The organism is Sphingobacterium sp. UBA2610, from assembly GCF_002339225.1.
Taxonomy (GTDB): Bacteria; Bacteroidota; Bacteroidia; order Sphingobacteriales; family Sphingobacteriaceae; genus Sphingobacterium; species Sphingobacterium multivorum.
On the sequence record NZ_DDKA01000020.1, the window covers coordinates 59,737 to 77,154 of the forward strand.

10 protein-coding genes are annotated in these 17,418 nt (G+C 38.5%); 3 read left to right on the plus strand and 7 right to left on the minus strand.

Annotated elements, in window-relative coordinates; all coding sequences use genetic code 11:
• Positions 1–128 precede the first annotated feature (128 nt).
• Both B4Z47_RS15060 and B4Z47_RS15065 read right to left on the minus strand, forming a co-directional pair.
• Positions 129–347, minus strand: a complete 219-nt coding sequence (locus B4Z47_RS15060) for a hypothetical protein (RefSeq protein ID WP_147282061.1) — start codon at positions 345–347, stop codon at positions 129–131.
• Positions 348–526: 179 nt separating this feature from the next.
• Positions 527–973 carry a nuclear transport factor 2 family protein gene (locus B4Z47_RS15065; RefSeq protein WP_088160528.1) on the minus strand — a complete coding sequence of 149 codons (447 nt, stop codon included), beginning with the start codon at positions 971–973 and terminating at the stop codon, positions 527–529.
• Between the two features lie 655 nt (positions 974–1,628).
• Here B4Z47_RS15065 and B4Z47_RS15070 point away from each other — a divergent pair.
• Positions 1,629–5,099, plus strand: coding sequence for a TraB/GumN family protein (locus tag B4Z47_RS15070; protein WP_159332792.1), 3,471 nt, complete (start codon positions 1,629–1,631; stop codon positions 5,097–5,099).
• Positions 5,100–5,145: 46 nt separating this feature from the next.
• Here B4Z47_RS15070 and B4Z47_RS15075 read toward each other — a convergent pair whose 3' ends face one another.
• Positions 5,146–6,213 carry a S41 family peptidase gene (locus B4Z47_RS15075; protein ID WP_115049804.1) on the minus strand — a complete coding sequence of 356 codons (1,068 nt, stop codon included), beginning with the start codon at positions 6,211–6,213 and terminating at the stop codon, positions 5,146–5,148.
• A gap of 336 nt (positions 6,214–6,549) precedes the next feature.
• On the opposite strand from B4Z47_RS15075, the gene B4Z47_RS15080 reads away from it, so the two are divergent.
• Positions 6,550–8,937 carry an ABC transporter permease gene (locus tag B4Z47_RS15080; protein ID WP_088160525.1) on the plus strand — a complete coding sequence of 796 codons (2,388 nt, stop codon included), beginning with the start codon at positions 6,550–6,552 and terminating at the stop codon, positions 8,935–8,937.
• A gap of 38 nt (positions 8,938–8,975) precedes the next feature.
• Here the strand turns inward: B4Z47_RS15080 and B4Z47_RS15085 are convergent, their stop codons facing one another.
• The 4 genes from B4Z47_RS15085 to B4Z47_RS15100 form a co-directional block, all read right to left on the minus strand.
• A complete protein-coding gene (locus B4Z47_RS15085) occupies positions 8,976–9,791 on the minus strand; it encodes a hypothetical protein (RefSeq protein WP_088160524.1) in 816 nt (271 codons plus the stop codon).
• A gap of 93 nt (positions 9,792–9,884) precedes the next feature.
• Positions 9,885–11,207, minus strand: a complete 1,323-nt coding sequence (locus tag B4Z47_RS15090) for a BNR repeat-containing protein (RefSeq protein WP_286727470.1) — start codon at positions 11,205–11,207, stop codon at positions 9,885–9,887.
• A gap of 69 nt (positions 11,208–11,276) precedes the next feature.
• Positions 11,277–12,518, minus strand: a complete 1,242-nt coding sequence (locus tag B4Z47_RS15095) for a DUF2264 domain-containing protein (RefSeq protein WP_115049802.1) — start codon at positions 12,516–12,518, stop codon at positions 11,277–11,279.
• A 13-nt stretch (positions 12,519–12,531) separates the two neighbouring features.
• Positions 12,532–13,647, minus strand: a complete 1,116-nt coding sequence (locus B4Z47_RS15100; RefSeq protein ID WP_075991417.1) for a glycoside hydrolase family 88 protein — start codon at positions 13,645–13,647, stop codon at positions 12,532–12,534.
• A 323-nt stretch (positions 13,648–13,970) separates the two neighbouring features.
• On the opposite strand from B4Z47_RS15100, the gene B4Z47_RS15105 reads away from it, so the two are divergent.
• Positions 13,971–17,418, plus strand: a 3,448-nt coding sequence (locus tag B4Z47_RS15105; protein ID WP_286727472.1) for a two-component regulator propeller domain-containing protein, incomplete at its 3' end; no start/stop codon positions are given.

Consider the following 17,418-nt stretch of genomic DNA (forward strand, 5'->3'; position numbering starts at 1 on the left):
AACCGAGTGTCTAAACTAAATTGAATCACTTTTTGAATATAATACAGGTTAATGCCGCAAACTTAAGAATATTCGTCGTATTTCATTGATTTCACTCAATTAACTGATACACCACTATTGGTCAAGATTTAGTTAAAAAAGAGAATTTTTAATGAAATTGCTATGCTTATTCCTTGCTGATTCTTTGCCGGTTCTTTGGTGTTTCTTTGCTCTTTGTTCGGGTCTTCTTTGGGATTGGCTTGGGCTTCGTCTGCTATTTCTTTGGTGTTTCTTCGGTGTTTCATTGGTAAAAAAGCAAAGAAACAGCAAAGAGATACGTATCTATAAGATAACTTGGTTCCTGCCATAAGTGAGCATTTGTCCCGAAAGAAGCAAATGATGATTAACAAATTCACGTATAACGATGCTGAATGTTAGCCCACGTTTCGTAAGTTAGAGTTAGAAAAACGAACTGTCCGCAATAAAATAAAAAAAGCCACATCTCCTGATGTGGCCCTACAACTTATATATTGAATTAAAATGACTCCTATTTATACGAATTGATCGATTTGGACACTTTCCAGTCATTTCCTTCACGGACAAAAGTCACTAGATCGGTCTTGGTGAAATCCTCAAATTTCAAGGTAACCCTGGCCACCATATAATCTGCTGATTCTTCAAGAACGTCTGTATTCACTGTACAGTTTAGCTTCTCGCCTTTTTGTTTTTTCAAGGACTTAACCACTTCACTACGGCTATTTGACTTCAGGTTTGCCGTTTGGACCTTTTGATTAAAATCCTCAGCAAACAATTGTTCTACACCAGCCGATTCACCTTCAGTCATTACAGCAACATAGTGCTCTAAAGCAAAGTCTGCTGTTGATAGGTTAACGTTTGTTTTTGCTGATTTTGATCCGGGACCTTCAGCTGCCATTGCACATGTTGAAATTGCGATTAAGGCTGCTGCTACGACTGTTTTTACTAGCTTTTTCATAATATCTTTATTTTATCGTGTAAGTTTTTCATCTAAATAATTTGTTCTTCAATTGTGATGAAGCTATCATGAGCATTTCCATCGATGCTCATGATGGTTTTTGTTCTTATTTGTTGACTCAAAACTACGACACAATAGGCCCCTAGCCTATCGGCTTTAGACTAACGATTAGGAAAACTCGGTGAATGACTGAAATGAAAAGGTGAACTTCAAAATGCATAAAGAACATAAGATCAATTTTATTAGCTTCGTGCCAAATACTATACCAGTTGTCCTGTGCGTTCAATAACGGCTTCTATAGCCTCTTAAAGCATATTCCATATCTTTTTCAGAAAAAGTAGCTGTACGGATGCGAACAGTTTATAGCGATATTGTTCACATGCGTACACCCTATTAAATGCTGGCTAAAAGATGAATTATACTTCCTGAATTACGCTCATTTAATTAAAACTGAAAACCAGGATTCAACAATTGTGAACAAAAGATTTTAAAGGAGGTTCTGTTGCGCATCTACTGAAATTTATTTATTTTTAATAGATTATTTTGATTTTGAATCTTATACGATCAATTCAATTTTCAGCCATAGTAAGATATGCTACCAAGTAAATAGCTTTAGCTTCATTTCTTAGAACCATAATATTGATCTATCAACCAAATGTATAAATCTGTCAGCGCCACAAAATACACGCAACTCCTTTTATGGGTGTTTATTTTTTCCTGTCTCACTTCGTTTATAAGCAACGCTAATGCTCAAGAAACAAAATACACAAGCTTTTTATGGGAGATTACCGGAAAGGGGCTAACTAAACCTTCTTACCTGTTAGGCTCTGTACATTTAAAAGACCGGCGTCTGATCAATAGCAATGATTCTATATTTGTGGCTATTGCTAATACAGATGCACTGGCTTTGGAAGTACACCCCGATACGCTGTATAAACAGATATGGGATTTTCGATACAGCAAAAAATCAACACTTAAAAAGATAGCGCTTACCGAAGTACAAAAAAAAGAGTTTGTAAAACGCTATCAAAAGGAGTATGGTGTGATGCCGGATTCCCAGCAAATGGCTTCTCCGCTTATTGTTAAATATCTCATGAATCCCAGCAACGATAAACCGGACGATATTACCGCCGTACTGGATGCTTATCTCTATGGCCTAGCCAAATCGCAACGAAAATATATTGTTGGCCTCGAGCCAATAGAAAATCAACTGGATGTTGATGGTAGTAACGAATTGGTTCATCTCGCGAACAAAAGTGATAGTACAAAATACTATAAGTATCTGGAGGATATGATGCAACTGTATAGCTCTGGAGACCTGGCTGGTGTTTGGAACGCGATTTCACCCCATATTGATCTTGAAGAAATGCAAAGAAGGAATAACACGATGCTAAAAAATATAATTTTGCAGCTCGATAAAGGTACGCTCTGCGCGGTCGTGGGGGCCGCTCATCTTGCAGGTGACCTAGGACTCATCCACCTTTTACAAAATGAAGGCTATAAGCTCCGCCCCGTTAAGACAAAAAAAACAGATCTGGCTTCTAAATATAAAATAGACTTCAGTACGATGGAATGGATGCCCCAAAAGGACTCTATCTTTGGATATACTGTCCAATTACCAAAAAGTTATATCTACAGGATAAATACATTGGGTGCAACAAACATCATCTATGGTGATCTGAGCACAGAAACAGAACTGATGGTGTCGGCTCAATTTGTTGGTGATCTGAATGGACTTACTGCGAAAGAAATTTTAAAACAAGAATACGAAAGAAAAACTGCCAAAAGCAAGTTCCCTATTGTAGCTCAGCAATTTCTTGAAAAAGATGGTGCCCAAGGTATGCAGTTGATCACCGCAAATAATGGCATGGAGGTTAAATGGGAATTCTGGCTAAAGAACAATACATTATATAGCTTATCGGCCTTTACCAGCAAAAGTCCATTAGACAGGTATTTGTCGGACCGCTTTTTCAATGGCTTCACAATCCTTCCTCTCGACGGCCCTGCTGAAATAGATGAATCTGTCAATGACATTGGTGCTTTTGCAATAAAAATGCCGACGCAAATTCAATACCTTTACCAGACAGGTTCAGAGCAGCTTGGAGATAAACAGCTCCAATATGGCATACATAATTATTTTTCAATGGATAGGGATCGAAAAATAAATTATATGGTTCAGTATCACGATTATCCGATTGGCTATATCATGACTGACAGATCCTTGATGCTGAAAACGCTCAAAAACAGCCTTAAAAAAAATCCAGCGCTTACCGTTACCTCTGTTGAGCCAAGGGAGAAGGAGAATATAACGGGCATGGCAATAAAAGCCCAATTGAACAAATCAAACCTATTCGCAGAAACATGGGTCCGCGGGAACCGAATTTATCAGGTACTTCAGGAAAACCTAGATAAGAATAATAAAGAAATGGATAGCGCTTTTTTTAATTCCTTCCGTATGGTTCCTTTTAAGGAAGCCGACTGGAAAGATTTCACCGTAAACAGTATGAGGCTAAAACTTCCTGCTACATCGTTGATAAAGATAAAAAATGAGGATGTAGCTGAGCAACTTGATAGCGAATCTCATATTTATGCCGCAGCCGACAGCAATTCAAGCACATCCTTTCTCTTGGAAATCACTAAACTGCCTAAATATTATCGGCTGGAAAAAACCGACAGTTTATATGCCGAAATACAGGCTACTGCAAAAAAGAAATCTGAGAAAATGGTCCATTACGACACACTACGATCCGACAATATAACCGCTGCAATCTACACAAGTAGCGATTCATTAACAGCTAACTATCATAAAAAAGCGATCTGGATCAGAGGCAATATATCCTATGGATTTGATGCTATCGGCACACAAGAAACAGTTGAAAAAATAGATATAAACAGGATTATCAAATCCGTCCGTTATACAGGTACTACAGCGAACTTTGACGTATATAGCTCAAAAGCAGCAACTCTTTTTGAAGATATCTATAGCGCTGATTCTCTCGTTAGCCAAAACGCAAAAAACACATTAGAGCTCAGTTACAAATTTGATAAAAATGACCTAGCACTAATTTATAAAACATTGGTCCGAAAACAGGTCGATGACGAGCAGAACAGTGGGCTTCGAAGAAACCTGATCTATAGTTTGGTAAAGAATCATGATGAACGGAGCATACCTCTTTTAAAAAATATACTTAAGGATCCGACAACACCAGACCTGATCAAAATCGCAATCTTCCCGACCATCTATGAAATAGATTCAACACAGCTTGAATGGTATCTCCAGGCATTAAATCATCATCGACCCGATGTTGATTACCAAGTATGGCAATTACTACAGCCTTTACGCACTTCCCATAAATACGTAGCTGAGAATTTAGAACAGGTCATTCCATTATTTGCTATCGATAATTACAGACCTACACTATTAAATATTTGTTTAGAAATCGCTAAGGACAGCACTGTACGCAATAGCCGTGAAATGGTAAAGGTTTATCTGCCGAATGTAATGAAATATCTAGCCAAAGACCTGTCCAAATTTACTTCCGAACAGGAATCAGAGGATAGTTTCGATCCTTATTGGATAAGCGATTATGTGAAAATACTGGGTTTATATGATCAAAAAGATTCACTACTAAAATATCAACATCAGTTGCTCGCTAATACACAAATAGGTTATCTGCGAGCCTCCACCGCAACTGAATTTTTGGTTCTCGGTCTGCCATTGAATCAAAAATTAATGGATAGCATCAATGTTAATATATCGCAAAGGGGAGTATTGATGAGGGGGCTTAAAGAGAAAAAACGCGAAGATTTGATAGCCCCCAGGTATAAGGAGCAAATTGAAATTGGAAAAATTGTTGTAAACGATTACATGGAATCCGAATGGGATATGCAGTCGCAACAAATTGATTATCTGGGACAATTGACCGAGAATAATAAAAAGTATTTAGTTTATGCATTTAAAACTGAGAACGATGAGCAAAGCTATCTCTCAATTTATTTACCAGATGACCAAATTAAAGAATGGTCTTATACTTATGAAAACTGTTATTCAGATCTTGAGCCCTTTATCGGAGACTGGAAAGAACAAGCTCTCAAATTGATCCAACAAATGCGTATTGAAGATTAAAACAATAAGCTGATAGCGAAAAACCGAAAAAATGTTCTAATAGAAGTTAAATACCTCCAGAGGTTAAAAACTCAAGTGCCCTATTGATAAATATTGATTTATTTTCTAATATATATTGATGTTGTTCTTTACGGCTTTGAATATTCTCCGGATACGTAATCGTTATATCTGGATTTATTCGTTCTCCAACATCATACGATTTTCCTTTTCTATTGTGCAACAAGGCAGTCATTAAATTAATGGAATATCCTTTATCTACATAATAAAGTTCATTACCTGATGTTAAACCAGCTGACTTTGTTCCGATGACGGTCACATTCTTTTGTCCTAAAAAATGACATGCAGCAATCTCTCCTGAGCTTCCCGTTATTCCCGAAATCAAAATAATTACTGGTATCTTATTATTTACAAGCGGTAAGACTTGAACAGTATCAAATTTAAAATACTTTGCTTCCACATCATTGTCTATATATAAACCATTTTGGGGAATCTGAAATTTATCTACCAAAACCTCCTTTCCGTCTTTGTCCAATGTTCCATCAAAATAACAAAAGGTTTGTGTGGTATCTATGAGAGCATGAAAGGGAATGATCATCGGAGCACAACTACCACCTTCATTCTCCGTTAAATCAATAATCCAAGCCTTAGGTTGTTTTCCATCTAGTTCAAGCAACTGCTTTTGTAAAGTGTCAATATACATGCGATGTTCCAGATCAACACCAGGAACGTTAATGTATGCATATTTATCTTCGATCAATCGATGCTGAAAATTTGGCCCAGGCATCCCTAGTTGTGCGTAGGTTGTGGAAGCATACTTTTTAATTAACGCCAATTCATCTGTGGTACCTTTAACTCTATGTACACTCGAATGATGATCATTTAAACCTGCAACTATCTTTTTAAAAGTTGGCATTAATGAATCAGTCGAATTAATATTCCTGACGTTCAACTTTGTTTCTTGACGCATTTTATCGAAATCGACTCTACTACGCATAAAAGAATGAGCCTCTAGTGTATCGATGAATTGATCGACTAATTTGGTTACTTCCTTGTTTTGGGCACGACAGATATTGAATACAGAAAAACATACAATAAAAAAGATAATTTTACACATAAACTAACGATTAATAATTTATCAAAACTAAAAAAAACTGTAAAAACATTTGGTCAATTGTAGAAATTATTTCGTTATTTTCTTGACCTATAATATGTATTTCAGCGTGTCTTCTAGAAGTAATCTAATTTTCCATTCTCCGTTCGCAAGCGAACAGTATTGTTCACAATCGAACAATTTAATACGGTTACAAAAACAAACAAAACACTGAACATCAAAAACTTAAAGTTTAGGCAAAACTATTGATGCGTTTAAAACCAATTGATCTCAAGCATGTTGCATGAGATAAAAATGACATGAAATGCAATGAATTTTTAAGATTAAAATTAGGAAATCATGTATAATTACTTAAAAGTCGGTTGGCGGAAATTGTTCAGAAACAAAATCTTCTCCTTAATCAATATACTAGGATTATCGTTGGGCCTAGCCGCATGTTGGATTATCCTCTTATTTGTGAATGATGAATTGAGTTATGATCGTTATTTTACGCAGGCAGACCGTATATATCGCGTTGTTTCTCACGGAAAATGGGATGGCGGTTCCTTTGATATAACAGGAACTGCAGGTCCCCTTGCAAATGTTATTAAAGATGAATTTCCCGGCGTAAAAGAAGCCACCCGATTCGATATCGAGGGCGGAGGCATAATTACCATTGATAATCAACAAACAAAAGTCAACGAAATCTTCCTCGCAGACAAGAATTTCTTCAATCTATTTGACTATAATTTTCTTGCTGGCAATCCTGCAAGGGCATTGGCTAATCCCCAATCTATTGTACTGACAGAAGACTTAGCCGTACAATTGTTTGGATCCGTAGAAACAGCAGTCAATAAAACGCTTTATTTCAATAAATCTGAACCCAGCCTTGTCACGGCTGTTATACAAAATGTACCTCAAAATACACATTTCAGCTTCAGAGCTATCCGTTCCTTTTCAAAAGACTTTAATCCTGATTGGAATCGACTTTACCTTTATACTTACGTACTATTAAAAGATCAGTCATACTTGCCCCAACTTCAAAAAAAACTTCCTTACATCGTAAAAAAATATATTCATGGACGGAATCTCGATTTTGATTATAAAATCGAATTACAACCAATTACGGATATCCATCTGCATTCTAATCTAAGTTATGAGCTCGGCAATAATAGCAATATCAAATATGTTTACATCTTTTCCATTGTCGGTGCATTAGTACTCTTAATTGCGATCGTAAATTATATTAATATCACGACGGCGCAGGCTTCAATAAGGATGAGAGAAATTGCCGTCCGGAAAGTAATCGGATCCAGCACTTTAAATCTAACCAAGCAGTTTCTTGTTGAAACGTCTTTAATCATCTTTTGTGCAGCATTGTTAAGCATATTGCTGGCCTCAACTTTTCTTCCATGGCTAAACCAAATGATCGGTAAGCAATTGGATTTATGGCATTTTGGAATAGGGAAAACCTTACTGTTTGTACTTCCATTTATCGTATTTTTAGTATTCACTACCGGTATTTATCCAGCTTTAATACTTGCAGGACTAAAGACTATTCCTTCGCTAAAAAATCAGATCGGAACACATGGCTTCCAACATCTACTGAGAAAATCACTTGTGGTTTTTCAATTTGTAATCGCAGTATTGCTTATTGTATCCACCATGGTGATTTTTCTACAATTGAATTTTATGACTACAAAAAACCTGGGTTTCGACAAAAATCAGGTCATGGTTTTCCATCTGGACAATGAATCCACTCGCAATAAAGGCGACGAGTTCAGAAATAGCTTACTTGAAGATAGCCATATCACAGAAGTAGCGTTCGCCAGCAATCCAATTGGGAAAAACGACATTGGCGTGGGAACTTTCAATGTTGAAAATAATGGAAAAATTGATCCCAACTTTACACTCGCCAATACCTTAAAAATTGACCCTAATTTTATCCCAGCAATGCATATTCAACTGGTTAAGGGAAGAAATTTCGACAGTACCATGCCAACAGATAGCGCCTCTGTCATTATAAACGCAGCATTTGCAAAAAAACAAGGCTGGACAAACGCGATAGGCAAAAGGATCGAATTTGGAAGAGACACAACTGGAAAATCTATCCTGAAATCTGTTATCGGGGTCGTCAGCGACTTTCATATTTATTCGCTTCAGCACAAAATAGAGCCTCTTATCCTAGAACTTCCAGCTAATAAAATGGAAATGGATAATATTTATATTCGCATGAAATCGACAAATGTAGACCATACAATTTCGCATATAAACAAAGTTTACAGTAAATATGTCCCCGATTATCCTTTAGAATACACATTTTTAGATAAAACCTTTGAACAGCAATACAATTCGGAAATAAAACAGGGTCAAATTCTCTTAATTTTTGCCTTATTGTCTATCGTTATTGCCTGTTTAGGGCTATTTGGTGTAATCACATTCGCTATCCAATTGCGAATAAAAGAAATCGGTATACGCAAAACATTAGGTGCAACACTCAGCAACCTGGTTTATCTACTGTGCTCTGATATGGTTAAACTGGTCGGTATAGCCCTGTTAATTGCACTGCCGATCGGATGGTTATTGATGAATCAGTGGCTGCAAGAGTTCGCTTATCGCATTTCGGTCAGCTGGTGGATACTTGTAGGTGCCGGGATCATCGCACTGGTAATTGCCATTCTAACCCTATGTACCAGAGCAATAGCCGCTGCAAAAGCTAATCCGGTCGACAGTTTAAAAGTGGAGTAAGAATTTGTATCCACTATACTTTCGCGTAATTATGATTGTTATTGATAAAATTCCTTGCGTACAAATTCGTTTTTATTGAGCTTATTTAGCGCTCTTATCAAATAATAGCGGTGTAGAAAACCTGTTAAGACGACAATCTTTTTACCTGGATATATTCGAGCTATCTCATAGATGTTGGATGCCATTGTTTGATTTCTTAAATCCCAGAAGTCTGACATTAATCTGAATCCATCTTTATAACTGATCTTGTCTCCATCGGGTTTTGTGACAAACCTTTCTGAAAACTCAGACCTTGCATCTGTAATTTTCAGTAATTCTTGATATTGATAATATTGTCTTTTTTCAGCAATGCTATCCGTAGTATGATTATTGAAATTTTCGGGAGATAACGTGGCAATTTTTATTAAATCTCCCGTGATACGTTGAAATTCTTGGTAAATATTGGCTTGCCCGCCGGTCAATTTTTGAGCACGGTACAAACTGTCGATCAATTTAACGGTTAAGTTATCAGTAGGTACCATGCCTTTTTCTTTACGGTATTTGTTTCTTCCTTCAAAATCAAATGGAAATCTCAGGGTTTGTGGATTCTTCATCAAATAAAGATTGCTTGCTTTTATTTCATTTCCCTCGGGGCTATACTGAGCAGTTTCATATTCCTTCATCCCTTCACGGTCTACTTCATGAAGAATAATATCAGGCTTAATATGGTTAAGAATTCCAACCAAAATTTGAGCATTATAATTTGGAACACTATCGTGAATATTTCCGATTACATATAGGACTGTTTTACTTTTTTGTCCAAACACATGTGTAAAGATTAGAAATAACAAGACAAATACGGTTGAATGTTTCATAACGTACGGTTTACTTTTTATGATTTTTTAATATTTTAGCGCTAGGGTATTAATAGTATTCTCTAATATAAAAAAAACACAGCAATCTCTTTCTCAATCACGCCATTCTACTACCCGTATTGCTGTCGCGGGAGCATCAGCGAGTCCCTCAGCATCCTTTTGCACTGTAGACTGCAAAAATAAAGCAACTTTACGTTTCTTTTGCCACAACTGGGTATCATATGTAGGTTCCCAAGCCCCTACCGACTGCTCACAAAGATCAACAATGTCATTTGCCTCTTGATGCATGCCATTCAACCTCAGTATCGAAGGTCGGTAACCGCGCTCTTGATCCCGAAAGACCAGCGTCAACATTATTTTATTATCTTTTCCGCGAACCAACACCTGGGGCCTGGCGATTGGAATATCCTTTGTTCCACCACCACTCAAACTAAAAGGTGTTTTTCTAAAATCAAAAGACCGGATCTTCCATTCCCCCTCTTGTAAATAGATTACCTTATATTGCGGGATCTGTGTTCCTGCATCACGCCAGTAACTAGCGATAAAAGGATTCCCTTTTTCATCCGCAGCGATAGAGGTTTGATTAATCAATTCGTGCTGCTGGGGTATATGGGCCGCATACTCGACCGTAGATTCTCTCATGGGCAAATCGTACCGCATTCCATTACTCTTTTGCCAGGTTAATCCGCCATCTTTTGAACATGCATAAGCCATATCATGATTGCTTTCCACGTTGGGACTCTCCCGCCAGACCCAAGAAAGATGTATCGTCCCCCGACGATCCACATAACTTTGCCAATAGGCATTTCTCTGTTCCTCGCCATCAATCAGATTGCTATGCATCCGCTCCCATTTTTGCTGCTTACTATCGTACTTATTGACCACAAGATTACCGTGGCCGGATCCGCCGTCACGATATAAAAACAATAACTCGCCACTGGGTAACTTTAAGAATTCGGGGTAGGTTACCTTTGATTCATTTTTTCCTAGCATGGCTTGCTCATAACCCAGCACAAGACTATTGGGGTGAAGGGTAAGTGCGTATCTCAACTTGCTGTCATGCTGATCCCAACAAACGTGGAGATATCCAGCCTTATCCACCATAATACTAATCACATTATGAGCATCCTTCACATGCCCGGTATAGCCGGTACGTCGCAACTTCCATACCTTGCCAGAAAGTAATCGCTGGCCTAAAACTACATATCCAGCTTCATCATAATAAGCGATATATTGGTATTTACCATTGCTGGTTAATGAATTTTTACGAAATACGGTTGTGTTGACTGTGTTCTTTGCCCAGCCATTTCCGACAAGCGTATTCTTAATTTTCTGCCCTTGTGCATTGTAAATAAACAAGAGACACGCGCAAGTGAGCATCCCCACTCTTACTAGTTGATTTAGATATTGTTTCATTGAATTTTTTATACACTTGTTGAGCCCACCAGATCCTTTTGAAAGGAGACTTATTCCCGGAATTTGGGGTTATTGAATGGCTTTACCCTGATCTTTATGCCAGTCCTGTCCTGACCAGATACGCCGTGCACTCCAGTCGCTCGCTTCACTTGTCCAAAAAGAATCTCTGTCGGGTAATCCCAAAGGCAAAAAAATTACTGAACATAAATAGGGGCTCCCCTGATTATTGTATGGATCACCCAAGCCCGGCTGATTACCATACATACCCAGCGTCAACCAGCCATTTTCATACGTATTTGGGTTTTCGGTCGATTTTTTCAATACCGCAGACAGGGCAGCCTTCACCTGTCCTTCGCTAAGTTCCCCAGGGAGTCGTCTCTTGAACGCCATATCTGCAAGATGATGGAAAGCTGCCGCGCGATAGATTACGGACCTTCCTGTCGGAGGAAAACTACCGTCGGCATTGATCAACCGCTCCTGAATAATGGCATAGCGCTCATTTCGGAGCTTGATTTTTGCAAACATCCCATCATAGTTTTTAGTTTTCAACTGTATGAAATCCATAATTCCGGCCAAGAAGGGATGGATAACATAACTATTATAGTAATCAAACGCATAATGCGGACCATCCATATACATTCCATCTCCAACATACCACTGTTCCAATTGCTGCAGCGCATAATCAACGCGCATCACATCCCAATCATCCGAATATTTCGCTAAAAAAACTTCATTCATTGCTGAAAAGAGTAACCAATTTGAATAAGCCGGCCGAAATTGGCGCGTAATTTTTATAGATGCTACCAAATTCTTTTTTGTCTGATTGTCGATATGATCCCACAACCAAGGACTACGCATAAATCCCAAAGCGATAAACGAGGCATCAACAAGCTGTTGGCCACCGAGATCAAAACGCATAAAATCACGCGCATTGCTGTCCAAAGCATTTTTAAGTGCTTGAACAGTCCATGCTCTATATTGATCGCGTAACTTTATCTCTTCAGCCGAACCGCCATCCAAGGAAAGCCAGGGTGCTATGCCTGACAATACCCTTCCCAAGACTTCAACATATTGTACTTTGATGCGCTGTTCCTTATTATCCACGTGTATAGAAGTCATTTGTGGCATAGTTAACCGCAGGCTATCATGGGCCAGACTGCGGAGAACGGGACGCAGCATATGATCCATTTCTTTAAGCCAAAAAGCTCTATCCGTCTCTTTTGTTGATGCAGGTTTCTTCTTCACGCCCTGTCCAAAGACAGTATGGCCTGTCAGAAGAATAACAAAGAACAATAAAATCTTATTTTTCATTTTCAAATCCAATCTATTTTTGAGCTAAATAACGATACATTTCCGAGCCGGCTAATAAAAACGCACCTACACCAAAAGGAGCTGTAGAGTTGGTATCCACCACCTGTCCGGGGATAGCTTTTTCACCAATAGGTTGTACATACCCAATTCTGCCATCGGGTTGTAAAGCGATCTCACTAAGATATTTCCAGCCTTTAACCGCAGCATCTTTAAATTTAAAATCGCTTAGCAAGCCATTATTTATTCCCCAGAGCAACCCATAAGTAAAAAAAGCCGTTCCGCTTGTTTCCCTGCCGGGAGCATGCTCGGGATCTAACATGCTTCGAGTCCAGAATCCCTCCTGCTGTTGGCAATTAATGATAGCGGCCGCCATATCCTTAAAGCGCTCCTGATAGTAGGTATAATGTTTATCCTCCTGAGGTAGATCTTGAAGAACCTTTGCAAATGCAGCGAACACCCAGCCATCGCCACGAGCCCAAAAATCCTTTTTGCCATGTAAACTCTGGTGTTTGGGGAAGACATATTTTGCATCGCGGTAATACAATTTCTCTTCCCGATCAAACATGATACTATCGGCATATTGTAAATAAGCATACATCTTATCCAGATAAAGTGAATTGCCTGTCAATTTGTACATTTTAGCCATCACGGGCATCACCATATACAAACCATCGGCCCACCACCAATAGTCCTGTTTATTGGAGTGGATCTGATATTCCATCACTTCCTGAGCACGTGCAATCTTTTCAGGGCTTGGCGATAAATGATAGAGATCGATATAGGTTTGAAAACAAATTTGCCAGTCACCAAAAAGAACGTGTTCGTCTGTTTCCCCATAGTTGTATTTCCAAAGTTGCGTATTGGTAGACTTGGCACCTTTCCAATCATTGTATCTGGCCCAATCCTCAGCATATTTTAAGTCGCCCGCTGATTTTGAAATCTTATAGAATTCCATATTTCCGGTATGATAAGCTGCCTGATCCCAAAAAGCCCAAACCTCGGGCTTATGATGAGACTGCCAGTATTGATTTGCCTTACTTAGCTGAGCAAGTACGGTTTCTTTGTTCAGTTGCTGTCCAAATGAAAAATGTCCTACAAACAATAGACATAAGATTAAATTGATCCGCATATATTTAGATGTATAGTATTTTTTGATAAACGAGCACAAAAGCTACTTTAAATTGGTTTGTACACTATTTAATGGATACACTCATTACTTTCTTCTCGATTTTTTTTGCTTTATAAAGCAACAATGTTAGCTGTAATACAGGCCCTTTTATATAAACGTACAATATACACTTATTTTAAAAAACAATCGTATCTTTAGCCATACAATCTTCAATTTGACTGTTTTCAATTGCAAATAGTCGTTTTCAAGATAATAACCTATGATAAGGATAAATCGATAATTTTACCTGATATCGGAAATACCATACGAACAAAACTGCTAACATGCCTAGTTTCAACAGACTCCCATATTCTCGTCAGGCCTTAATCCTGGTATTCGTTCTCATCCTTGTTCACTCAAGTATGCTGAGCCTAGCACAATTTCCCAAGGAGATGAATAGAGGTTTATCCAATAGTTCGGTGAAATCCATATTTCAGGATAGTCAGGGCTTTATGTGGTTCGGTACCTTCGACGGGCTTAACAGATTCGACGGTTACGATATAAAAACCTATAGAAACCAGCTAAATAACGAAAATAGCATTCCGCATAATTATATCTATTGTATAGCAGAAGACCACAATAAAAAATTGTGGATAGGAACCGGTCAAGGGATTGGAACCTACGACCGAAATTTTGATACCTTCTCCCGTTTAAATTATAGAGACCAAAAATCGAAACGGTTATATCATCTCAACGCTGACACAAAATCCATTCAAATCGATAGTGACAATAATATTTATATAGGCACAAACGGCTGGGGGCTATTTTACAAAAGTCATAAAGAAGCATATGCCATGCAAATCGCTTTTAAAGATTATAAATCGAACCTATCCAGCTTATACTACCATGTATCCGCCACACATATTGATGCGGCAGGCGGGGTATGGGTTTTTATAGAGGGAAGCGGATTATATGCTTTCGATAAAAAAACACAGCAGTTGCATCTTGTATCAAAGGTTATTACCAGTGCAACCTCTATGGTTAGTACAAACAGCGGTGAACTCTTTATTGGTAATTACGAAGGATTATTTGTTTGGAAAATCAAAGACGGCATGCTTTCGACATTGTATCCGCAGGAGCTTAAATCGAGTCAGATCAATTTGCTGACGTTGGAAGGACAAAACAAACTTTGGATAGCCACCCAAAACAATGGCATTTTTATACTTAACCTATCTCATGGAAATGCAGAAAACAAAAGTAATCTACAGCCCGTTCAATTTTCACTGAATAGCAAGACCATTTATACGGTTTACATAGACTCCCAGCGTAAAATATGGATCGGCACCGGAAAGGGCGGCATTGAGACGATTGATAACAATGGCTATAAATTTAATTATTTACAGCAGAAACATTATGCGGGATTTAACTTGGCGCACAAATTTGTCCGTTCTTTTGTTGAATATGATAACAAGATCTGGATTGGTACCGAAGGCAATGGTCTTTATGCATGGGATAACAAGACCAATCAGGTTCAGTCATTTCAAAAAGGGCCACAGCAATTGCCAGACAATACGGTAAACCATCTTTTGACTGGAACTAATGGAGAATTGTGGATCGCAACCGAAATGGGCATTGCGCGTTACATAAAGGGCTCGGGTTTTAAATATTATGTTTGTAGAACGCCAACTGGGGTTCTAAATAACAGTATACAGTTACTTTTTAAGGATCAGGATGAAAAGATCTGGGCAGCGACATTTTCCGAGGGAAGAGTATATACATATAATCCGACAAGCGACCAATTTGAAGTATTCAGCGAAGACATCTATGATATCAATTGTATGACTGATGATCAGAAAGGTAATATCTGGATGGGGAATTACAATGAGATTATACAGCTAAACAAGCAGACGAAAAAAATCTCCAGATATTTAATCGGAAAACCTGTTCGTGCCATTCAGCTCGGAAAAAATAACAGACTTTGGCTGGGAACAGAAGGAAAGGGGCTCTTGGCATTTGATATCAGTTTAAAAAAGATTGTCGAAAATTATTCCACAAATGAAGGATTGAGCAACAATGCCGTACTTAATATTTTGGAAGATAAAACTGGAAAATTGTGGTTAAGCACCTTTAATGGGCTTTCGAAGTTCGATCCTTCCACTAAAAAATTTGTACGGTACGAGGAAACTGACGGACTTCAAAGCAACGAATTTTCCTATGGGGCAGCTCTTAAGCTCAAAGACGGCCATCTTCTTTTCGGAGGGAACAACGGTTTTAACATCTTTGACGCCGATAGCATTAAACTGAAAATTTATGAACCTGCCTTAGCTATCACAAGCCTTAAAATTAACAATAAAAAGATTGCCGACCTGAGCGACCGGGTCGATATTGGAAAAGATCATAGCATTCATAAATTGACGCTCCCCTACAATCAATCCACTTTTTCGCTGGAGTTTGCAGCCCTGGAGTTTGATTCCCCACAAAAGATAAAATACAGGTATCTATTGGAAGGATTGGACAAAGGATGGAACGATGCAGGGTCTACCCGATCAATAAATTACAACGGTCTGCATGAAGGCACTTATATCCTTCATATTCAATCGACCGACTCGGAAGGCAACTGGACGAATAAACAGATTAAACTCGAGATTCAAATTCTTCCGCCTTGGTATAGAAGCTGGTGGGCCTACCTGCTTTACACGCTGGCTATTGCCTATATAGGACTATGGTATCTGCGCTATCGGAAAAGGCAAATCGCTTTAAATTACGAGATACAGCTTTCAAAATTTACCATTCAGAAAGAAAGAGAGCTCAATGAGAAGAGGCATGCATTTTTCACAAATATATCGCATGAATTTAGAACACCACTGACCTTAATTATTAATCCGATTAAAGATCTGCTAAAGACCAAAAACGAGTCCAAGGACAGCGCTTCCCTTCAGATTGTGCATAGAAATGCCAAAAGACTGTTGAGCTTGGTGGATCAGCTGCTTGTATTTAGAAAAACAGAGGACGGTGCCGAACAGCTCAAAATCAGTATTTTTGACTGCCAAAGCTTTATGAAAGAAATATTTCTATATTTCGCTGCTCAGGCAAAATTGCAAAATATAGATTACCAGTTTCTGGAAAATTCCGATCCGATTTATGTCAATGCTGACAAAGAAAAAATTGAGATCATCTTATGCAATCTCATATCAAATGCCTTTAAATTTACGCCTTCCGATGGCGCTATTCATATTGCTCTATCGCAACAGGGTAGGGAATTAACCATTCAGATCAAGGATTCGGGAAAAGGTATCCCCGAACATCTTGGCGATAGAATATTCGACAAATATTTTTCGGATCCACTGACTGGCCCCAAAAAACAAACGGGATTCGGGATCGGCATGTATCTGGTCAAAACTTTTGTTGAAATGCACGCCGGAAAAATAAGTTATACGAGTTCAGCAACAGCGGGAACAACATTCGACCTCGTTTTGCCTATCGTGGCACAACAAATGCCGGCCGAAGAACCATTGGCAGATGTAGCGCACCGCAACGAGTCGGGGATTCAAATGCTATACGATGCACAAGTGGTGACAGAAACAGCTCCCACATTTCCAACGGCCATATCAAGCAAAAAATTCAGTATCTTATTGGTTGACGACGACGATGCGATCCGCAGCTATCTTACCGACATTTTTAAGGTAGAATATACGGTCTATGGTGCCCGTAATGGCGTTCAGGCATTAGCTATGATCAACGAAAAACAACCTGATCTGGTCATAAGTGATATTATCATACTACCCCAATACT